The organism is Streptomyces sp. R-07, from assembly GCF_049913175.1.
In the GTDB taxonomy this organism is placed as follows: Bacteria; Actinomycetota; Actinomycetes; order Streptomycetales; family Streptomycetaceae; genus Streptomyces.
In genome coordinates this window covers 685,096-705,471 of record NZ_CP183978.1, presented here as the reverse complement: position 1 = coordinate 705,471, position 20,376 = coordinate 685,096, and the positions used below count along the sequence as shown (strand labels likewise).

Below are 20,376 nucleotides of genomic sequence, written 5' to 3'. Positions count from 1 at the left end.
TGAGGAGGGAGGGACTTCGGGGAGGGAAGGCGGCGGATCAGGTGGGGGCCGTCATTCCTTGACGCTGCCGGCGGCCAGGCCGGACTGCCAGTACCGCTGGAGGAGGAGGAAGACGGCGACGATCGGGACGATCGTGAGGAGGGAGCCGGTGATGATGAGGTCGAAGACGGCCTCGCCGCCGGCGGTCTGGGCCTGGGCGTTCCAGGCGTTCAGTCCGAGGGTGAGCGGGTACCAGTCGGGGTCCTTGATCATGATCAGCGGCAGGAAGTAGTTGTTCCAGGTCGCGACCATCGAGAACAGCAGGACGGTGACGATGCCGGGCGTCAGCAGGGGCAGGGCGATCCGGAGGAAGGTGCGGAGCTCCCCGGAGCCGTCGATGCGCGCGGCCTCCAGGAGTTCTGTGGGGACGGCCTCGGCGGCGAAGACCCACATGAGGTAGAGGCCGAAGGGGGAGATCAGCGACGGGATGATGACCGCCCACGGGGTGTTGGTCAGGCCCATTCCGCTGAACATGAGGAAGGTGGGCACCGCGAGGGCGGTGCCGGGGACGGCGACGGCTCCGATGACGACCGCGAAGATCGCTTTGCGGCCGGGGAAGTCGTACTTGGCGAGGGCGTAGCCGCCGAGGACCGCCAGCACGGTGGCGCCGCCCGCGCCGGCGAAGACGTACAGCAGGGTGTTGAGGAACCAGCGGACGAAGACGCCGTCGTCGTAGGTGAGGGTGCGGGTGATGTTGTCCCACAGGTTGACGTCGTCGGCGAACCAGAGTCCGGAGGAGTCGAGCAGGCCCTTCTGGTCCTTGGTGGCGTTGATCAGCAGCCAGGCCAGTGGCAGCAGGGTGTAGACGAGGACGAGACCGGTGACGAGGGTCAGCGGGATGCTGGGGCGGGGGTGGAGCGGCGTGTGCGGGAGGCGCTTGCGCTTCGCGGCGGAGGCCCGGGCGGGGGCCGGCCGGGGCGTGTCGGCGGGGCCTCCGGCCGTGGCGGTGGTGAGGGGGGTGGTCATCGGCTCAGCCCTTCCGCATGCCGCGCGGCTGGACCGTGTACGCGATGATCGCGGTGATCACGCCCATCACGATCGCGACGGTCGCCGCGTAGTTGTGCTGCTGCCCGGCGAAGGACAGCGAGTAGGTGTAGAGGTTCGGGGTGAAGTCGCTGGTGATGGCGTTGGGTGCGAGCTTCTGCAGGATGCTCGGCTCGTTGAAGAGCTGGAAGCTGCCGATGATCGAGAAGATCGTGGCGATGACGAGGGCGCTGCGGATGGCCGGGAGCTTCACCGAGCGCACCACCCGCCACTCGCCGGCGCCGTCGATCGCCGCGGCCTCGTACAGCGAGCGGGGGACGACCTTGAGGGCGGAGTAGAAGATGAGCATGTTGTAGCCGACGAACTCCCAGGTCACGATGTTGCCGAGGGAGGCGAGGACCAGGGACGGCGACAGCGGGTCCGGGAGAGCGACTCCGAAGGCGTCGTCGACGTTGCCGACGAGCCCGAACTGCGTGCCGTACATGAAGCCCCAGATCAGGCTGGCGACGACGGCGGGGACCGCGTACGGAAGGAAGATCGAGACCCGGAAGAACGCCGTGCCGTACAGCCGCCCGCTGTCGATCGCGAGGGCGACGAGGAGGGCGATGCCGAGCATGACCGGCACCTGGACCAGGAGGAAGAGTCCGACCCGGGTCAGTCCCTCCCAGAAGCGGGGGTCGGTGAGCGCCTCGGTGTAGTTGTCGAGGCCGACGAAGGACGTGCCGCCGATGAGCCGGTCCCGGAAGAAGCTCAGGTAGAGGGCGTAACCGATCGGCGCCAGGAACACCAGGCCGAAGACCGCGACGAACGGGCCGGCGAAACCCCATCCCACCCAGGCTTCCTTGCGGAGGCGGAAACGGGCTCGTGGGCGAGGCGGTGGGGCCGCCTGTGCCGACGTCGACAGGAGCGTCATGGTGGTTCCTTGCGTCGATGACCGAGCGGTCGGGAGACGGGGAGCGAAGGGGTGGGGCCTGTGGCCGGGAACCGCCCCGGTGAGAGGCTGACCGACGAGGAATGTTTACGCAATCATCGGTAATGTGATGGTGACATTCCCGCTGGGGGCCGTCAAGCACGAACTGGCAGTGAATGAGAGGGATTCGAGTGACTGAACAGAACGCGACCGGCCGGCCGGCGGCCGAGGGCGCCGGCCGACGGGGGACGCGAACCAGACCGCGCCGCGTCTCCATGGCGGACGTCGCCCAGCGCGCGGGGGTCTCCTCGCAGACGGTGTCCCGCGTCTCCAACGGCGACGCGGCCGTCATCGAGGCGACCCGCCAGAGGGTCCTCGACGCGATGAAGGAGCTGGGCTACCGCCCCAACAGTGCGGCCCGCGCCCTGAAGCGTGGTGACTTCCGGGCCATCGGCGTCATCATCGGAGGGCTCACCAGCACGGGCAACGTCCGCACGCTGGATGCCGTCACCGGCTCGGCGTCCCGCGCCGGCTACGCGGTCACCCTCATCCCGCTCGACGCGCCCACGCAGGAGAACGTCAAGGGGGCGTTCACCCGCCTCGACGAGCTGGCGGTCGACGCCGTCGTACTGATCATGGAGGTGCACCTGCTGGACGCCATGGCCCTCACCCTGCCGCCGCACGTCAAGGTGGTCGTCGTGGACTCGGACGCCACAGGACGCTTCCCGGTGGTGGACACCGATCAGCGGCAGGGCGCCCGCTCCGCGGTCCGGCACCTGATCGGGCTCGGCCACGGCACGGTGTGGCACGTCGCGGGCCCGGAGGAGTCCTTCGCCGCAGGCCGTCGCGCCGAGGCGTGGGAGGCGACGCTGCGCGAGGAGGGGTGCCCCGTGCCTCCCGTGCTGCGCGGGGACTGGGCCCCCGAGTCGGGTTACGAGGCGGGCCTGAGGCTCGCCGAGGAGGACTCCTGCACGGCGGTGTTCGTGGCCAACGACCAGATGGCGCTGGGGGTGTTGCGGGCCTTCCACGACCGGGGCGTGCGCGTCCCCGAGGACGTCAGCGTCGTCGGCTTCGACGACGTCCCCGAGGCGGCGTCCTTCATCCCGCCGCTGACGACGATCCGTCAGGATTTCGCCGAGGTCGGAGCGTTGTGCGTCGACGCCGTCCTGCGGGAGCTGGCGGGCGAGACGGTGACGGGGGTGCAGCTCGTGGCGACCACCCTGGTGGAACGGGACAGCACGGCGTCCCCCGGTCCGCGCGGGCGGGAGCGCTGAGACCGCACGGCCGGAGAGCAGGGCGGAAGGCGAATCGGCTTTCCGGGCGGGGGAGTTGCGCGGCCGGCCCGCGGGTGGCGGCGCGGACGGGACGGCTTCAGGCCCTGGCGCCCGGCCGCGGCGGAGCCGTGCTCGAACGCACCACGAGGACGGGTTCCACCGCCCTGCGGCGCGGTCCGTCCGTACGGCCTTCGATCTGGTCGAGCAGCAGCGCGACGCAGTGCTTGCCGACCACCTCGAAGTCCTGGTGCACCGTCGTCAGGGGCGGATGGAGGTACGCGGCTTCGGCGATGTCGTCGAAACCGGCCACGCTGACGTCGCCGGGCACGCTCTTGCCCGCCTCGTGCAGGGCGCGCATCAGACCCATCGCCATCTGGTCGTTCGCGGCGAAGACGGCCGTCACCTCCGGCCGCCGGGCGATGTCGAGGCCGGCCCGGTACCCCGACCTCGCCGACCAGTCCCCGTACATCACCGGTGGGACGGGCGCGCCCGCGTCCGTCAGGGTCCGCTGCCAGGCCTCGGCGCGCCGGCGCGCGGCGAAGGAGTCGGGCGGGCCGGCGAGGTGCCGGACCGTACGGTGGCCGAGGCCGAGCAGGTGGGAGACGACGCTGTGGGAGCCGTGGGCCTGGTCGAAGTCGACGTTGGGGTAGCGGTGGCCGGTGTCGCCGTCGGCGACGACCACCGGCATCGACGGCGGCAGGCGCAGCGACGGGGTGTCGAGCATCTGTGACTCGATCAGCACGATGCCGTCCACGGACTGCAGCATCAGGTGCTGGAACGCATGGCGCACGGCGGCCTCGGTCTGGGCCCGTACACCCATGAAGTTCACGGAGAAGTCGGCCTCGCGAGCGGCGTCGGCGATCGCCCCGAGCGTACGGGCGTTGCCGTGCGCGCCCACGTCGAAACTGACCACGCCCAGCGCCCCGAAACGGCCGGTGACCAGCGCGCGGGCCGCCGTGTTGGGGCGGTAGCCGAGCGTCTGCATGGCGGAGAGCACCTTCTCGCGGGTGGCGGAGTCGACGTTCTGCCGGTTGTTCGCCACCCGGGAGACCGTCTGCGAGGAGACGCCCGCCATCGTGGCGACGTCCGCCATGGACGGCCACTGGCGGGCCGGTCGTGAGCGGGGCGACCGTGTTCTGTTGTCCGTCGCCATCGCATGACCTTCCGTCCTCGGACATCGAGGGCCGCCCGTGCGGGCGGCCCTCGATGTTGGCGTAAACATAGCAGCCGGTCAAACTTCGGTGGATCGCGTCCGAATCCTTGACAGCCCCTGCCGCCCCTCCCACACTCTCGTCCCAAGCACTCGTGTTAACGCGAACACGACAAGGCGACACCTTCCTGTAACGGGGTGACCACCTTCCGTCGGTGACGCCGGGCCCCTCCGGCGACCGCCTCCTGTTCGGCATGCGCTCCCACGAGCGCGCTCCCCGCAGCCGCAGCCGCAGGCACCCGCACCGGAGGTACGCCCCCGCCTGCCCCGTCCGCCACGCCAGACACCCCCCCGACCGCGAGGTACGCGATCATGCGACGCACATCCTCGGGAACGGCCACCGTGCTCACTGCGCTCTGTGCCGTTCTCCTGTCCCTGCTGGGCACCGCCGGCACGGCCCATGCCGCGACCGTGACCGTCACCAACGCCACCCAGTTCACCGACCCGGCGGGCGACCCCGTCCACGCCCACGGTGGCGGGGTCGTCAAGGTCGGCTCGTACTACTACTGGTTCGGCGAAGACCGCAACGCCGACAACAGCTTCCGGTACGTCTCGGCCTACCGCTCGACGGACCTGAAGACGTGGGAGTTCCGCAACCACGTTCTCAGCCAGGCGACCGATCCGGAGCTCCAGGGCGCCAACATCGAGCGTCCCAAGGTCATGTACAACGCCTCGACCGGCCAGTTCGTGATGTGGATGCACAAGGAGGGGAGCGCCTCCGACTACTCCGAGGCGCGGGCCGCGGTCGCGGTCTCCTCGACCGTCGACGGCGACTACACCTGGCGCGGCAGCTTCCGTCCGCTCGGCAACATGTCCCGGGACATCACCACGTTCGTCGACACCGACGGCACCGGCTACATGATCTCCGCCGCGAACGAGAACGCCGACCTGCACGTCTACCGACTGACCCCGGACTACACCGACATCGCGGCGCAGGTGCAGAAGCTGTGGGCCGGGCAGTCGCGGGAGGCACCCGCGATGTTCAAGCGCGACGGCGTCTACTTCCTGCTCACCTCCGGCGCCACCGGCTGGGGACCCAACCAGCAGAAGTACGGCACCGCCACCAGCGTCACCGGCACCTGGAGCGGCCTGCAGGACATCGGCGACTGGAACACGTACGGGACCCAGACCGCGTACGTCCTCCCCGTCCAGGGCACCTCCGGCACCTCGTACCTCTACATGGGCGACCGCTGGGGCAACTCCATGGGCGGCACGGTCCAGGACTCCCAGTACGTCTGGCTCCCGCTGAAGTTCCCCACCGACACCACCATGACCATGGACTACTACCCGCAGATCACCGTGGACACGGCCGCCGGCACGGTGCAGGGCCTCGGAACGTGGGAGACGCTGACCGCCTCGCACAGCGGCAAGTGCGCCGACGTCGCCGACCGTTCCACCGCCGACGGCGCCGCCCTCATCCAGTGGAGCTGCGCCCACAGCGTCAACCAGCAGTTCTGGCTGAAGTCCGCCGGCAGCGGCCGGGTGCAGATCGTGGCCCGGTACAGCGGCAAGTGCCTCGCCGCCCGCGACGGGTCGAACGCCGACGGCGCGGCGATCGTCCAGTACTCCTGCAACGGCACGGCCGCCCAGCAGTGGAAGGTGGGCGGCTCCGGCAGCACCGTGCAGCTGTCCGCCGTCCAGAGCGGCAAGTGCCTCGACGTCACCAACACGTCCACGAGCGACGGCACGCCCCTCATCCAGTGGAGCTGCAACAGCGGCGCCAACCAGAAGTGGCTCCGCACGGCCGCCTGACCGCGGCCCGGACCGCATCGGGCAGGCCCCGGCCCCGCGTCGTGGCCTGCCCCGTCCTCGACCGTTCGTCCCGCCCACCGGGCCGCGCCGGCCCTTCGCCGGCGGCCCCCTCGGCGATCAACGATCCACTCAGGGAGACCGACCATGTCCTCCACCCGTGAACGACCCCCGAACCGCATGCCCAGGAGCGGCGCGGTCCTGGGCACCGCCGCCGTGGCCGCGCTCCTCGCCACCGGCCTCACACCCGTGACCCCCGCGGCGGCCGAGAGCACCGGGCAGGCGGTGACCGTCCGGCCCGACCCCAGTTACCAGCAACAGCCGTTCCAGGGCTGGGGCACGGCGCTCGCCTGGTTCGCAAACGTCACCGGAGGCTGGCCGGACGCCCAGCGCAACGCGCTCGCCGACGCCCTCTACGGCGCGGACGGCCTTGGCTTCACCATCGCCCGCTACAACATCGGCGGCGGCGACAGTTCCGAGACCACCCCCTACATGCGGCCCGGCGCCGCCGTGCCCGGCTGGTGGAACCGGCCCGGGCCCGAATCCCCCGACTGGTGGGACCCGGACAACCCCACCCACTGGAACCCGAACGCCGACGCCGCACAGCGCTGGTGGCTCACCGCCGCCAAGGCGAGGGGCGCCGACACCTTCGAGGCGTTCTCCAACTCCGCGCCGTACTTCATGACGAACAGCGGTCTCGTCTCCGGAGCGCAGGACCCCGGCAAGGACAACCTCCGCTCGGACCAGTACGAGCGGTTCGCCGCGTACCTCTCCGGAGCACTGCAGCGCGCGCAGACCGCCACCGGCGTCACCTTCGACTCCCTTTCCCCCGTCAACGAGCCGGGCACCGACTACTGGCGCGCCGGCGGACGGCAGGAAGGCTCCCACTGGGACCCCGCCTCACAGGCCCGCATGATGACCACCATGCGGGCCCGGCTGAACGCCGACGGCATCACCACCCCCCTCGCCGCCATGGACGAGACCAACCCGAACGTCTTCCGCAACGACTGGGACAACTACGACACGGCTGCCAAGTCCGCGGTCGGCAGGCTCAACACCCACACGTACGGCACCAACGGCCGTACCGGCGTCCGGGACATCGCCAAGGGGACGGCCACCCCGCTGTGGATGTCCGAGGTGGACATCGGCGGCAGCGTCGGGCAGAGCTTCACCGACATGAGCCCCGCCCTCGACCTCGCCCGGCACGTCAACGAGGACTTCCGCGAGCTGGAACCCCGCGCCTGGGTCCTCTGGCAGGCGGTCGAGGACTACGAGAACATGACCCCGGCGCACGAGAACTCCAACTGGGGCCTCATCCAGACCGACTTCACCCCCGCCGACGCCGCCACCGAACCCCTCCGCAAGAACAAGAAGTACTGGGCGATGGCGAACTACACCAAGTTCGTCCGTCCGGGCGCCCGCGTCATCAACACCGACGACGCCGACACCTTCGCCGCCCTGCGACCGGCCGGACAGGGCGCGGTCGTCGTCCACACCAACCCCACCGGTGAGCCGCAGCGGCTCACCCTGAACCTCGCCGGGTTCCAGTCCGTGGGCACGGGGGCCGTACAGCGCTACACCACCGACGGCACCAAGGACCTGCAGCGCGAGAGCGACCTCACCCCCGCCGGAAGGACGCTCACCGCGACCGTGGGCCCGGGCTCCGTCACCACGTTCGTCCTGCCCGGAGCGACGGGCGTGAACGCCTCCGACACCACGGCTCCCACCGGCGCCGCGCGGCAGCTGCTCAACGACAACAGCGGCAAGGCCCTCGCCGTCGCCACGAGCAACGGCCGGAGCGCACTGGTCCAGCGCACCTCAAGCCCCGGCACCGCGGCGCAGCAGTGGACGTTCACCAAACTCGCCACGACCGACTGGGGCAGCACCGCGGCCTACCGCATCACGAGCGTCGCCGACGGCAAGGCGCTCGCGGCCCAGGGCGACGGCCTCGCCCTGGTGGCCCCGGGCACCTCGGCCGAGCAGAAATGGATGCTGTCCACCACGGGAGACGGTCACCACACCCTCGTCAACAGCGCCGGCGGCAAGCTCCTGGACGTCAGCGGCGAGTCCACCGCCGACGGCGCGCCCGTCGGCGTCTACCGTCCGACGACCGGGGCCAACCAGTCCTGGACCCTCCGCCTCGTCGCCGCCGACACGTGGACGCCCCTGCGCATGCGGCACAGCGGCAAGTGCCTGGACGTGAGCGGCGCCTCCCCCGCGGACGGGGCCCAGGTCGTCCAGTACACCTGCGGCGGCGCGACCAACCAGCAGTGGTCCATGCGCCCCACCGGCGGCGGCTACGTCAACGTCGTCGCCCGGCACAGCGGCAAGTGCCTCGACGTCACCAACGAGTCGACCGCCGACGGCGCGACCGTCTTCCAGTACGGCTGCAACGGCGGCGCCAACCAGCAGTGGTCGGTGCACAGGTCGTCCGACGGCTACCTCACCCTGCTGGCCCGCCACAGCGGCAAGTGCCTGGACGTGAGCGGAGCCTCCACGGCGAACGGCGCCGAGGCCGTCCAGTACGCCTGCGGCACGGTCACCAGCCAGCAGCTCACCACCTCCTAAAAGGATCGGCCGGTGGTCCGGCTCCCCTGCTGAGCGTCAGCGCGAGCCTGCCCGGTCCTGGCCCGTCTTCCAGTGGACGTGCCGCTTCGTGCCCGCCCGGGTGGGCACCGGCTCAGGCTCGGCCTCGGCGGCCACGCTCATCGGTCCCGCGCCGACCGTCGTGATGCCCATGACCCGGTCGGTCTCGGTGTCGACATGGACCGCGGAGTGCGAGCCGAGGCCGGTGGCCACGTACAGCTGCCGCCCCTCGTAGCCCAGCGCGAGACCCTCCGCGCCCCCGGGGACGCGGAAACTCCGCGCGACGGTGCCGACCGAGGTGTCGATGACCGACACCTCGTCGTTGCCGAAGCCGGCACTCACGTACACCGACGCCCCGTCGGGCGCCACGGCCAGCGACTCCGCGCCGGCCTCGACCGGCACGGAGTCGAGGACGGTGGCCGCACGGGCGTCGAGGACGGACACGTACTCGGTCCCGTTGCCCGTGCTCACGTACGCCAGCGAGCCGTCCGGGCTGACGGCCACGTCGTAGGCGGCCATGTCCGTGCCCAGCGGAACGGTCGCCACGACCCGGCCGGGGGCGGCGGCGATCACCGACACGCTGCCGGACAGCAGGTTGGCGACGTAGACGCGCCTCCCGTCGGGGGAGACCGCAACGCCCTTGGGGAACGAGCCGACCCGGACCGTGCGTACGACCCGGTCGCGGCGGGTGTCGATGATCGAGACCGTGCCGGAGTCGGCATTGGTGACGTAGGCGCGCCGGCCGTCCCGGCTGACGGCGACGCCCTCGGGCCGGTCGCCGACCCGGATGGTGCCGACCACCTTGGCCCGGGCGGTGTCGAGGACGGTGACCGTGCGCGAGCCGCTGCCGCCGGTCACGTAGGCGCGGTGCCGCTGCCAGGAGACGGCCACGTCGGCCGCGCCGGCCGGCACCGCCACCGTGTGGGTGACCTTCTTGTCGTCGGTGTCGAGGAACGACACGGTCCTGGCGGTGGCGTTGGACACGTAGGCGCGGTCGGACGCCGGCACGTCGTGCGGCGGCCGCGGCGTCGCCGTCGCGGGCGCGGCGGCCGTCGAGGCGGCGGCGGCCACGACGGCCACGGCCGCGCGGAGCCACCGGACGGACCGACGGCGGGGGGCTTCCTGAACGTCGCGTGCCGGCACGGGGGGCCTCCAAGGGGGCAGCGATCGGGCAGCCCCCGGCACGGGTGCGGGAGCGCATGGGTCCTGTCCTTCTTTCCGCACCGGGCGGGAGGCGAGACCGAAGGACACGCCTTGTCGCCCGACCGGCCGACGCCACGGGCCCCGACCGAGTGAATGCGGTGCCTCGCGGACCGCGGTCCGGCCGCGCTGGCCCGCCCCGGCCGCCGGCCGCCCGTACGTTCCCGAGGGTGCCTCCGTCCACCCGTCTCCTGGCCGACGCCCTCGACCGGCCGCAGCGGAGGCTGAAAGGACCCGTGCCATGCCTGTGCTCGCATCCGCCGGACGACGCCGCGGCTTCCAGCTCGCCGGCGCCGCCGTGGCGCTCGGCGCCCTGTCGGCGGCCCTCGGCGTGCCCACCGCCGCCCACGCCGACCTGCCCGGCGCCTCGCCGGTACTCACCCGGGCCCCCTACCTCACGGATCTGACGCCCACCTCCACCCGGGTGACGTGGGCGACCACCACCCGCAGCCGGCAGACCGTGAAGTACGGGCCGCTCGGCAACTGCACGGCCAACTCCGTCACGTCCGCCGCCCTCGGCACCACCATCACCGTCAACGGCGTCACCGAGTACACCAACTCGGTGACCGTGCCGAACCTCAGCCCCGACACCCCGTACTGCTACCGGGTCTACACCGGCGACGCCACGCCCATCGACCTGCTCGGCACCAACCCCTCGCCCGAGTTCACCACGATGGTTCCGGACGGCTCGCCGACGCCCTTCACCTTCGCGGTGCTCGGCGACTGGGGCGACACCACCAGCAACGGCGTCAACAGCGGCGCGGTCAACCAGGACCAGGCCAACGTGATGTCCCGGCTGGCCGCCAGCGGCGCCCGTTTCGCGCTGTCCACCGGAGACGTGGCCTACCCCAGCGGCAGCCAGACCAACTACGGCGACCTCCAGCAGTCCGGCGTCAACATCAGCGCGGTCTTCGCGCCCGAGTACTACGCCGCGCCAGGCCAGAAGGTGCCGATGTTCGCCGTCAACGGCAACCACGGCCGCAACACCACCCTCCTGCCGACCTGGCCGGAGAGCGCCGTCACCGCGGCCTCGAACGGTGTCTACTCCCAGGTCAGCTACCCGTCGTTCTTCGGCAGCACCCCCGCGTCCTACCCGACGACGTACTACGCCTTCACCAGCGGCGGAGTCCGGTTCTACATGCTCGACACGTCCTGGAGCGACAGCAACACCGGCACCGCCGACGGGAACAACTGCCAGGGCACCGACCACTGCGCCATCTACCAGGTGGACGCGGCCGCACACTGGGCGACCACCTCGGCCGAGTACCAGTGGCTCCAGCAGGACCTCGCCGCGCACCCGGGCGGCGTCAAGGTGGCCGCCTTCCACTTCCCCCTGCGCTCCGACGACCCGACCGAACCGGACGACGACTACCTGAAGAACAACGTGGGCAGCACCAACACCCTGGAGCAGCTGCTGCACGACAACGGCGTGAACCTGGCCTTCAACGGCCACTCCCACATCTACCAGCGCAACGTCGCCCCGCCCGGAGGCGTGCCGAGCTACGTGACCGGCGGCGCCGGCGCCAAGCTCAGCTCGATCGGCGGCCACGGCTGCTCCCCGACGGACGCCTACGCCCGCGGCTGGTCCTACAGCTCCAACGTGGGCAAGCGCTGCCCCACCTCGGTACCGATCCCGGCCGCCGACGCCAACGTGCACCACTTCCTGCTCGTCACGGTCAACGGCTCGACGCTGACGGTGACCCCGACGGACTCCCTCGGCAACACCTTCGACGCACAGACCTACGACTTCTCCGCCGACGGCACCGCGCCGTCCGCGCCGTCCTCGCTCACGGTGACCCGGTCCGCCTCCACCACCATGAAGCTGACGTGGGGCGCGGCAACCGACAACCGGCGGGTCGCGACGTACGACGTGTACCGCAACGGAAACTACGTGGCCACCGTCCCCCAGGAGGTGCGCACCTTCAGTGACAAGACGGCCGTGTGCCCCGCTTCCTACACCTACGAGGTCAGGGCGCGCGATCTGGCCGGGAACACCGCCGCGAGGTCCGGCGCGGTGACCTGCTGACCGCTGGTCCGGGGCCCGTCCGCCGCTCCGCGGCCGGCGCGGGCCCCGGACCCGCCGTGCGCCGCAGGCGGCGCACCGCGAGCGGGGTGATCAGCAGCATGGGGGCGGCCAGGCCGGCGAACGCCCAGTAGGCGCGGGAGGGGTCCGGCGAGGCTGCGGAACGGCGGGGGCTGTTCCCGGACGGGGCGGTCGTGGGGTCGCCGAGACCGTCACCCGACGCGACGGTGGCGGGGACGCCGCGCAGCTCGCGCAGCACCTGCAGATAACGGTCTCCGTTGTCGCGGGAGGGCTCGACATGGGTGTTCTCGGAGAACTCGTTCCAGCTGATCAGCCCGATGACCTCCGGCGAGGACCGGAGCGCGGCCGAGTACTCGGCCGCCAGCGTCGCACCGTTCCGGCGGGGGACGGGCTCGGAGCCCCCGACGAGCCGGGCGTCGAAGCCGGGCGCGCAGGGAGCCAGCCAGATCTTGTGGTCGGCGTGCACGGCCCGCGCCATGTCCTGGAGCTTCTCGGCGTAACGGGGAGTGGTCTCGGGATCGGGCGAGGACCAGTAGTAGGCGTCGCCGTCGGTGACGTCGGCGATCCGCCGGTAGCCGTCGACGTTCTTCTCGCTGGCCAGCACCCGCAGTTCGCCGCGGACGCCGGAGGTGACGCGGGCGACGTCGTCGTGCGAGTAGCGCCAGGTGCCGCTCCAGACCGTCAGCGGGCGGCCGCCGACGCGCAGCATGGCGGGGCTGTCGGCGAAATGGTCCCGGAAGTACCCGAAGTCGGCGGCGACCTGGGCGACGGGCAGCGGGCGGCGGTAGAAGTCCAGGCTCTGGTAGATCAGGGCGAGCTTGAAGTCCCGGGCCTCGGCGGCGTCGACCAGCGCGCGCAGCCGCCGGTCGTTCACGGTGCCGTGCTTCCACCCGACGATGAACCCGTCGATCCCCGCGGACTTGGCCTCGGTGATCTGGCGGTCGATCACCGCCGCGTCGCCGCTGGAGTACGGGCCGGCGAGCGGCAGGTCGGTCTTGGCCCGCTGCCAGGAACCGGCGCTGAACCACTGGTAGTAGTAGGCGAGCAGCGGCGGACGCGAGCTGTCGTCGGCGGGTGCGACGGGGAGCCGGGGGCCGGGTGACGTGGCACCGGTGCCCGGCAGGCACAGCAGCAGCGCCGCGAGGAGCGCGTGGAGCAGCCTCATCGGGGGGCCGCCCCGGGCGGTGACGGGTCGTGCGCCTCCCCGGCTCCCCCCGGCCGCTCGGACCGCCCCGGTGGCACGGCCCCGTCCGGCGTCACGGGCTCACGCGGCTCCATGGCTTCCTGCCGCGCCCCGGCGCCGGGCGCCGGACCCGCGGCGGTGCGGCGGGCCCGGCTCCGGAACCTCAGCCGGATCGCGACCGGCACCCCGACGAGCACCAGTCCGACGGCGGTGAGGACGAGCACGTCGGCCCGGCTGATCACCGTCAGATCGGCCGTGACCGCCTGGGACAGCTGCACCTCGCGCGGGCTCGTGCTGCCACCGGGGGCCTTGACCTCGACGCTGTACCGGCCCCGCGGCAGGTGGGTCAGGACGGCGGTGTGGTCCGGCCCGAGCGGCACCGTCTGCGCCTTCCCGTTCGGGCCGGTGACGGTCGCCTGCTTGCCCGCCGCCGAGCCGAACAGCGCGTCGTGGGCGGTGACGGTCAGGTCGTGGAAGGCGCCGGTGAAGGTCACGTGCCGGTCCGTGTCCGGCCGGAAGCCCTGCCGTCCGGCGTCGGCGATCTCTGCGCCGTCGTAGACGAGGCTCCGCAGGGTGTAGCCGATCGGCACGGGCGTCAGGCTGCTGTCACGGAAGACGGGCATGACGCCGTTCAGCCACGTGGTGCCGGACACGGACAGGTCGGTGGTGCGGTTGTCGGAGCCCCTGACCCTCACCGCGGAGACCAGGGACGGGTCCAGGGGCGCGCCGTGCTGGTCGGCGAAGGAGACGGTCACCGGGTACTGGACGGTGAACCCGGCCGTGATGGTGTAGTCGGCGCGCAGCGGCAGCCCGTCGACACGGGTCCGGAACGCCTGGTCCGGGTCGCGCTGACCGGCCCAGCGGGCGAAGCGGTAGCGGGCGTCCGGGGTGTTCACGGAGGTGTCGAGCAGTCGCAGCGACTGGCGCTCCGCGGTACGCGCGCCGGTGTACGAGGCGGTGCCGTCCGCGCCCGTGACGAGGGTGGTGCCGGCGAACACCATCCGGACCCCGGGAACCGCGGGAACCGTGCGGAAGGTGACGGTGACGGCCGACGCGGCGAGGTCCGGGTGGAGGGTGCCGACGGAGGATGGGGAGGGGAGGGCAGGCCCGGCGGTGGGGGAGTGGCCGTTGGCGGTCGGGGAGGGGCGGTAGGCGGTCGGCCCGGCGGCGGGGGAAGGGCTGTAGGCCGTCGGCCCGGCAGTGGCGGAGTGGCCGTACGCGGTCGGACCGGCGGCCGCCATCAGCAGGGCCGCGAGCGGCGCGAGGACGGCGACCCCGTGGCGGTGGACGCTACGGCGGTTCACGGCGGGCTCCCTTCCGGCCCGTGGGACGGCTGCGACGGGCCTGCCGGAGCCGGCGGCCCCGCGGAGCGCCTGCGGGCGGCGAGGAGCGCGGCGACGGTGACGACCACCGCGGCTCCGACGAGCACCCCGCCGTACAGCCCGTACACGATGGCCGCGTTCACCGGCCGCACGGCGGGACGCGCGGTGGGGACGGCGAGCACTTCGGGGGGCCGTGGAGCGGAAGAGAAGTCGAAGGCGGCGGCGAGGCCCACGGCGGTGGCGTCCCGCCCGCCGAGCGGTGCCAGGTTCCAGTTGTCCTCGATGAAGCGCAGCGCCGACGACGAGTCGAGCACCCGGTGGTCGACGTGTCCGGCCGGCGCGTAGGCGCTGATCAGGACGGCCGGCACGCGCAGGCCGCGCGGACCGTCGGCGGCGGTCGGCGGGGCCACGTGGTCGTACCAGCCGCCGGAGCCGTCGTAGCTCCACAGCAGGGCCGAGCTGTCCCAGTAGGGGCTGAGGGCGAGCTGGGTGGCCAGCGAGCGGATCAGCTTCTGGCCGGGGGCGACGGACCGCGCGGAGGTCTCGGAGGAGCCCGAACTGGAGACGTACGCCACCGACGGCAGGGTGCCGTTGTCGAGGTCGCGGTAGTACTGGTCCAGGTCGACGATGTGGGAGGCGAGGGCGGGGTCGTCGAGGAAGCGGGCCTGTCCGAGCAGCGGGACGCGGACCTGCTGGGTGGCGCCCGGGGCCCGGAAGTTCTCGGTGGGCCGGTAGTCCTCGACGTAGAACTTCCAGCTGACGCCCGCCTGCTGGAGCCGGTCGAAGATGGTGGGGCGGTCGTCCGCTGACGGGGCGGCCGCCGAGACCCAGTAGGAGCGTTCGGCGGCGGTGCCGTACGGGACGGCGGAGAAGAACCTGTCGAAGAGCACGTAGCGCTGGGCGGCGGCCCAGGTGAAGGACAGGTCCCGGGCGTCGTAGTGGCCCATGACGGTCGTGCCGTCCCGGCCCTGCCGGGTGTACGCGGACACGAAGCCGTCCATGCGCCCGCCGTTCACCTGCTGGGCGATGATGCTCCGGCTCGGGGAGAGCGGGGCGGGTGCCATGTCGTGCAGCGCGTACGGCCGCACGCAGTCGGAGGCGGGGCCGCCGACGCTGCGTGGCTGGCACGTTCCGGCGGGAATGCCGTCGGCGCCGGGGTACGTGCCGAAGTAGTTGTCGAAGGTGCGGGGGCCCTGCATCAGGTAGACGAAGTGCTGGATGGGGGTGGCCGCGCGATGCTCGGCGGCGCTCCCGGCGCCCGGGTCGGGGTCGGCGCGGGCCCCGGTGGCGGCCGTGGCGGCGGTGGGGCCGAGCAGCAGTGCCGCGCCGGTCAGTGCTGTCAGCAGACGGACGCTCAGCCGCTTCATGACACACGCACCTGGTAGATGACGATGACCGGGGCGGGCGTCGGGTCGGCGGAGGACGTGGGAACCCGCAGGGCGGACGTGTAGACGGCGGTGCCGTGGTACTTGGCGACCAGCTGCCGGATCTTCTCGCCGTAGAACGGGGCGCGGTGGGCGGTGTAGGAGTCCCAGACGAGGTACTGGAACTCGCCGTCGCGCAGCGAACGGTCCGGGTTGGGCACCGGCGTGTACGACGGGTTGCGGTGGAGCGGGTTGACGCTCACCGACAGCGCCGAGACGGGCTTGCCCCCGTAGAACTGGAGCACGTTGGCGGTCGAGGGGCCGGCGGCGAGCAGCTGCGCCCCGACGGGCACGTGGTCGCGCACCCACTGGCCCGCCTCGCGGCCGCCCGGCAGGCCGCCTGAACCGGCCAGGAATCTGCCGTTCGGAGCGGAGGTGATGCGGGCGGCGGACGGCAGGGCGAGGGACAGCGCGACGGCGAGCGTGACGAGGACGGCGCCGACGGCGGAGAGCAGGCCGGGCCGCAGCCGCAGGCGGTCGGGCCGCAGGCGCAGCCGGATTCGGCCGGGCCGCAGCCGGAGTTCGGCGAGGGCGCCGAGGGCGCGGCCGGCCAGTACGGCGAGCGGCGGCGCGATCGCCAGCAGGTAGGGGAAGCCCTTGACGGGCCACAGGGTGAAGAACAGGACGGGCGCCGCGATCCAGCAGAGCAGCAGGCCCTCGCGCCAGCCCGTGCGGTGGCGCAGCAGGACCAGTCCGGCCGCGGCGGCCACGAGGGTGGCCCAGCCGAGGGCCTGCGGCACCGTCCCGGCGTAGAACCCCATGGGGTGGTTGGCGCGCCGGAAGAGCTGCCACTGCAGGTAGTTCTGCCCGGTACCGGTGTGGCCCGCGAGCCACATCGAGAGCGGGAAGGCGAGGACGACGAGGCAGAGGACACCGGTGGCCAGAAGGGCGTGCCGCAGCCGGATCCGCACCGAGCGGCTGAGGACGAAGAAGACGTACAGGCCGCAGACGAGGACCAGCGCCGTCTCCTTGGAGAGCACGGCGGCTCCCAGCGCCCCCGCGGCGGCGAGCAGCCAGGGGAGACCGTCGCGGCGGTCGCTCTGGACGTACCGTACGACGCAGTACAGCGCCAGCGTGGCGCACAGTGTCATCAGCCCGTCGAGCAGCACCTGACGGGTCACCACCACGTGGTACGGCATGACGGCGAGCAGCAGCGCGGCGGCGAGCCCCGCGGCGCGGCCGTAGAGCCTGCGGGCCAGCAGATACGTGAGGGCGACGGTCACCACGCCGATGGCGGCGGCGACCGCGCGGGCGGTGAAGTCGTCGGCGCCGCCGCGCAGGAAGAGCGACAGGAAGCCGGTGAACAGCACGGGGTGGGCGCGGAAGACCGGGAAGACCGGTTGCATCGTCGGGTCGCCGGCGAGGGAGGCGGCGGTGCCCGTGTAGACGGCCTCGTCGCTGTTGAAGCCGACCGTGGTGAGCTGCCAGAACCGCAGGAAGGCGGCCAGGGCGAGGATGGCGGTGAGCGGCAGGGCGCTGCGCAGCGCCCAGGCGGTGGTGCGGCGCCGGCGGGCGGTGCGGAGGTCCTGGCGGGCCGGGGAGCCGGCCGCCCCCGGCGGGGCGTCACCCGTGGTGCGCGAGCGGGTGTCGGTGCCGGGGGAGGCCGGCGCGTCCGCGGTGGAGTACGCGGGACGGATCATGGCGTGCTCCCGCCGGGGTTGTTCTCCCGGAAGGCGCCGGAGTCGGTCCGGGCGGCGGTGTACGGGGGCAGGCCGCCGGAGCGCAGGGGCACGGGCCGATCGCCCTCCGGAGCCTCCGGCATCCAGTGCGGCCACGGGTGCCCGTCGGCCACGGGGGCCGCATGGCCGTTGATCGCCGGCCGGTCCGCGTCGAGCAGCCGGGGTATCTCGTCGGCCCAGCCGAAGCGGTCGGAGGCCAGGACGCGGGTCCGCACGCCGGAGAGGAAGCCGGCCAGGACGTCCCGTTCGCGGCTGCGCAGCTGGGCGTGGTCGAGCCCGTCCACGGTGATGGCGGGGGCGAAGTACCTGAACGGCGGGAAGCCGTAGGCGTCCTCGGTGTTGAGGAGCAGCCGGCTGACGGTCTCGGCGTGGCCGAGGTCGCTCAGGCGGGGCGTGCCGCGCTCGATGACGAACAGTTCGGTCACCTTGACCGCGCTGCTCAGCCGGCAGGACACGAGCCGGTCGACGGCGTACTTCGGTGGTGGTACGAGGATCTGCGTGACCGCGTTGATGCCCATGATGGGCAGGTTGTGCCGGGCCAGGGTGAAGGCGAAGGAGCGGCCTTCCTTGGAGTGCAGGCGGCTCTGCCGCTGCAGCCGGTGCCATTCGTGCGGGGTCAGGTCGTCGGAGCGTACGGCGTGCAGGGTGTGCGCGCTGATGGTGAGCGGCTTGGGGAAGCACAGGGCGTTGCCGGCGGCGTCGATCACGGTCATGTCGTCGGACAGGAACCGCCCGTCGTGTTCGCTCAGCAGCCGCAGGACGGTGGACGTCTTGCCGGTGTCGGTGAGCGCGGAGAGCATCACGCCGGTGCCGCCCAGTTCGACGCACGCGGAGTGCAGGAGCATCCGGTCGCGGGCGACGAGCACGAAGCGCAGCAGCGCCTCCAGGACGTTGGTGTAGACGACGTGCGGGGAGCGGGCGAGCAGCGGGCTGACGACGACGGCGATGGGGTCGCCGATGTCGACGCGGAAGTTGGCGCCGAACCGGCCGAGCTGCTCCTCGTACTGCACGGTGGTGGGCCGGGATGCGCCGTGGCCGGGGATCTCGGTCATGACGGCGCGGTGGCGCGGGAACCGGCGGCCGACGTCGCCGACGCGGACGGTGATGTCGCAGGCCTCGGGCGGCACCCACTGGGCGCGGAAGAACTCCAGCTCGGGCAGCCGGATCTGGGAGCCGATGGTGACGGTGCCGGCGATGTCGTAACGGTAGGTCAGATAGCGCGGGCGCTTGGGGTGGGCCGGGGCGGGCGATGAGGTCGCGGGCGCGGTGGCGGGGCCGGTCGTGGGGCCGGTCGTGGAGGGGGAGGGCGCTGTGGCGGGGGAGACAGCCGCGGAACCGGGGGCGGTGGCGCCGGGGGCGACGAGCACGCGCACGGGGTCGCGGCGGGCCGCGGCGTCACGGGGGCCGCGGTAGATGATCAGGTCGCTGAAGAGGAACCGGGCGACGAAGAGCACCACGAGGCTGAGGACGTTGGCCGTGAGCAGCCCGATCCCGGAGCGGACGAAGACCTCCAGGAGCGGCAGCCGGCCGAGCAGCAGCAGGTTGTTCAGGGCGAGGAAGGCGATGCCGCGGACGAGGACCGCGCGGCGGTCACCGCCCCGGCCGCCGCGGTAGACCAGGGTCTCGAGGAGGGCGAAGTTCCACAGGGACGACACCTGGGTGGCGAGCGTGGCGCTGAGGAGGTGCTGGATTCCGGCGACGGAGTGGAAGAACCACAGGGCGGCGGTGTTGACGACGATGCCGCTGAGGCCGATGAGCCCGAAGGCCAGGAACCGCGCGGTGGCGCCGAGGCCGGGGCGGCCGGGTACCGCGTGGCGGCCCGGGTCGCCGCGGCGCGCCCCGCCGGGGTCGGGTCGGCGCAGCCGGGCCAGATGCCGCAGGAACCGTACGCCTTCGCGCAGCGAGGCCTTGGAGGTGCCGGCCGCACGGGGGGCGAATCGGTAGGCGACCTCGGCGACCCGTGCGCCCGGGTGCCGGACGAGGAGTTCGAGGAGGACCTTGAAGCCGAGGGGGCTGAGCCGGTCCAGGTCGATCGCGGCGGTACGGAAGGCGAAGAGCCCGCTCATGGGGTCGCTGACGCCGGCCAGCCGGCAGGGGAAGACCGCCTTGGTGAGGAGCGTGCTGCCGTAGGAGACGAGCCGGCGCGTGGGGCCGTCGAGCCCGTCACCGGTTGATCCGGAGCCCGCGTAGCGGGTGCCGATCACGATGTCGACGCCGTGGCCCAGGGCGGTGCGGGCGAGCGCGGCGGCCGCCTGCGGGGGGTGCTGGAGGTCGGCGTCCATGACCAGGGCCCATTCGCCCCGGGCGTGGCGCGCGCCGGAGAGGACGGCCCCCGCCAGGCCGCCCTCGCGGGCGCCCTCCGCCCGGTGGAGCATGCGGACCGGCAGTCGGCAGTCCGGGGCGTGCCGCGCGGCCGTCGCCGGTGTGTCGTCGTCGCTGTCGTCGACGAACAGGATCTCGACGGGCAGCCCGTCGAAGGCCGGTTCCAGGGCGCGCAGCAGCAGTGGGACGGATTCGCGCTCGTTGCGCGTCGGGATGACGAGCGTCAGACGGGGCCGGACGAGCGGGCGCGGGTCGTTCAGCTCGGAGCACTCGGTGCGGGAGATGCGATTGCCGTCCATGTCAGCGGCCTCCAGCGGGGACAACGCAGAGCTGCTGTCGCCGTACGTCTACGTTTTAAACATACATATTGCGCCGCCTTGTCTCCCTTGTCAACGCATGTCCATTTACAACGTATACATACAGATTGCAATCATTCGGATATAGTCGGGG

At 72.4% G+C, this 20,376-nt stretch carries 13 protein-coding genes; 4 read left to right on the top strand and 9 right to left on the bottom strand.

Features of this window, described 5'->3' with window-relative positions:
- Positions 1-51: 51 nt before the first annotated feature.
- Positions 52-1,005: a carbohydrate ABC transporter permease gene (locus ACN9M0_RS03265; RefSeq protein ID WP_366035349.1), complete on the bottom strand. Its 954-nt coding sequence runs from the start codon at positions 1,003-1,005 to the stop codon at positions 52-54.
- A 4-nt stretch (positions 1,006-1,009) separates the two neighbouring features.
- Positions 1,010-1,936 (bottom strand): carbohydrate ABC transporter permease, encoded by a 927-nt coding sequence (locus ACN9M0_RS03260; protein ID WP_426403077.1) that lies wholly within the window; start codon positions 1,934-1,936, stop codon positions 1,010-1,012.
- A gap of 272 nt (positions 1,937-2,208) precedes the next feature.
- Between ACN9M0_RS03260 and ACN9M0_RS03255 the strand changes: the two genes are divergently transcribed.
- Positions 2,209-3,207, top strand: a complete 999-nt coding sequence (locus tag ACN9M0_RS03255) for a LacI family DNA-binding transcriptional regulator (protein WP_366035642.1) — start codon at positions 2,209-2,211, stop codon at positions 3,205-3,207.
- Positions 3,208-3,304: 97 nt separating this feature from the next.
- Here the strand turns inward: ACN9M0_RS03255 and ACN9M0_RS03250 are convergent, their stop codons facing one another.
- Positions 3,305-4,300: a LacI family DNA-binding transcriptional regulator gene (locus ACN9M0_RS03250; protein ID WP_426403076.1), complete on the bottom strand. Its 996-nt coding sequence runs from the start codon at positions 4,298-4,300 to the stop codon at positions 3,305-3,307.
- A gap of 429 nt (positions 4,301-4,729) precedes the next feature.
- Here ACN9M0_RS03250 and ACN9M0_RS03245 point away from each other — a divergent pair, with 429 nt between their 5' ends.
- Both ACN9M0_RS03245 and ACN9M0_RS03240 read left to right on the top strand, forming a co-directional pair.
- Positions 4,730-6,169 (top strand): RICIN domain-containing protein, encoded by a 1,440-nt coding sequence (locus ACN9M0_RS03245; RefSeq protein WP_366035347.1) that lies wholly within the window; start codon positions 4,730-4,732, stop codon positions 6,167-6,169.
- Positions 6,170-6,313: 144 nt separating this feature from the next.
- Entirely contained in the window at positions 6,314-8,734 is a 2,421-nt protein-coding gene (locus tag ACN9M0_RS03240; protein WP_426403075.1) for an RICIN domain-containing protein, read from the top strand.
- Positions 8,735-8,770: 36 nt separating this feature from the next.
- Here the strand turns inward: ACN9M0_RS03240 and ACN9M0_RS03235 are convergent, their stop codons facing one another.
- The gene (locus ACN9M0_RS03235; protein ID WP_366035345.1) at positions 8,771-9,895 is read right to left on the bottom strand and encodes a cytochrome D1 domain-containing protein; all 1,125 of its coding nucleotides are present in this window, start codon (positions 9,893-9,895) and stop codon (positions 8,771-8,773) included.
- Between the two features lie 298 nt (positions 9,896-10,193).
- Here ACN9M0_RS03235 and ACN9M0_RS03230 point away from each other — a divergent pair, with 298 nt between their 5' ends.
- Positions 10,194-11,978 carry a fibronectin type III domain-containing protein gene (locus tag ACN9M0_RS03230; RefSeq protein ID WP_366035344.1) on the top strand — a complete coding sequence of 595 codons (1,785 nt, stop codon included), beginning with the start codon at positions 10,194-10,196 and terminating at the stop codon, positions 11,976-11,978.
- On the opposite strand, the gene ACN9M0_RS03225 is transcribed toward ACN9M0_RS03230, so the two are convergent.
- The 5 genes from ACN9M0_RS03225 to ACN9M0_RS03205 are packed head-to-tail and all read right to left on the bottom strand — an operon-like array spanning position 11,920 to position 20,225.
- The gene (locus ACN9M0_RS03225) at positions 11,920-13,161 is read right to left on the bottom strand and encodes an endo-1,3-alpha-glucanase family glycosylhydrolase (protein ID WP_366035343.1); all 1,242 of its coding nucleotides are present in this window, start codon (positions 13,159-13,161) and stop codon (positions 11,920-11,922) included. The genes ACN9M0_RS03230 and ACN9M0_RS03225 overlap by 59 nt on opposite strands.
- Positions 13,158-14,483 carry a hypothetical protein gene (locus tag ACN9M0_RS03220; RefSeq protein ID WP_426403074.1) on the bottom strand — a complete coding sequence of 442 codons (1,326 nt, stop codon included), beginning with the start codon at positions 14,481-14,483 and terminating at the stop codon, positions 13,158-13,160. The genes ACN9M0_RS03225 and ACN9M0_RS03220 overlap by 4 nt, the downstream gene beginning before the upstream one ends.
- Entirely contained in the window at positions 14,480-15,868 is a 1,389-nt protein-coding gene (locus ACN9M0_RS03215; protein ID WP_426403073.1) for an alkaline phosphatase family protein, read from the bottom strand. The genes ACN9M0_RS03220 and ACN9M0_RS03215 overlap by 4 nt, the downstream gene beginning before the upstream one ends.
- Positions 15,865-17,565 carry an ArnT family glycosyltransferase gene (locus ACN9M0_RS03210; RefSeq protein ID WP_426403072.1) on the bottom strand — a complete coding sequence of 567 codons (1,701 nt, stop codon included), beginning with the start codon at positions 17,563-17,565 and terminating at the stop codon, positions 15,865-15,867. The genes ACN9M0_RS03215 and ACN9M0_RS03210 overlap by 4 nt, the downstream gene beginning before the upstream one ends.
- Positions 17,562-20,225 carry a glycosyltransferase gene (locus tag ACN9M0_RS03205; protein WP_426403071.1) on the bottom strand — a complete coding sequence of 888 codons (2,664 nt, stop codon included), beginning with the start codon at positions 20,223-20,225 and terminating at the stop codon, positions 17,562-17,564. Before ACN9M0_RS03205 ends, ACN9M0_RS03210 begins: the two co-directional genes overlap by 4 nt.
- Positions 20,226-20,376 lie beyond the last annotated feature (151 nt).

What these genes read in the sequence shown, in the direction of transcription:
- ACN9M0_RS03265 (WP_366035349.1), bottom strand. Translation starts at nt 1,005, where the DNA reads ATGACCACCCCCCTCACCACCGCCACGGCCGGAGGCCCCGCCGACACG.
- ACN9M0_RS03260 (WP_426403077.1), bottom strand. Translation starts at nt 1,936, where the DNA reads ATGACGCTCCTGTCGACGTCGGCACAGGCGGCCCCACCGCCTCGCCCA.
- ACN9M0_RS03255 (WP_366035642.1), top strand. Translation starts at nt 2,209, where the DNA reads ATGGCGGACGTCGCCCAGCGCGCGGGGGTCTCCTCGCAGACGGTGTCC.
- ACN9M0_RS03250 (WP_426403076.1), bottom strand. Translation starts at nt 4,300, where the DNA reads ATGGCGGACGTCGCCACGATGGCGGGCGTCTCCTCGCAGACGGTCTCC.
- ACN9M0_RS03245 (WP_366035347.1), top strand. Translation starts at nt 4,730, where the DNA reads ATGCGACGCACATCCTCGGGAACGGCCACCGTGCTCACTGCGCTCTGT.
- ACN9M0_RS03240 (WP_426403075.1), top strand. Translation starts at nt 6,314, where the DNA reads ATGTCCTCCACCCGTGAACGACCCCCGAACCGCATGCCCAGGAGCGGC.
- ACN9M0_RS03230 (WP_366035344.1), top strand. Translation starts at nt 10,194, where the DNA reads ATGCCTGTGCTCGCATCCGCCGGACGACGCCGCGGCTTCCAGCTCGCC.
- ACN9M0_RS03225 (WP_366035343.1), bottom strand. Translation starts at nt 13,161, where the DNA reads ATGAGGCTGCTCCACGCGCTCCTCGCGGCGCTGCTGCTGTGCCTGCCG.
- ACN9M0_RS03215 (WP_426403073.1), bottom strand. Translation starts at nt 15,868, where the DNA reads ATGAAGCGGCTGAGCGTCCGTCTGCTGACAGCACTGACCGGCGCGGCA.
- ACN9M0_RS03210 (WP_426403072.1), bottom strand. Translation starts at nt 17,565, where the DNA reads ATGATCCGTCCCGCGTACTCCACCGCGGACGCGCCGGCCTCCCCCGGC.
- ACN9M0_RS03205 (WP_426403071.1), bottom strand. Translation starts at nt 20,225, where the DNA reads ATGGACGGCAATCGCATCTCCCGCACCGAGTGCTCCGAGCTGAACGAC.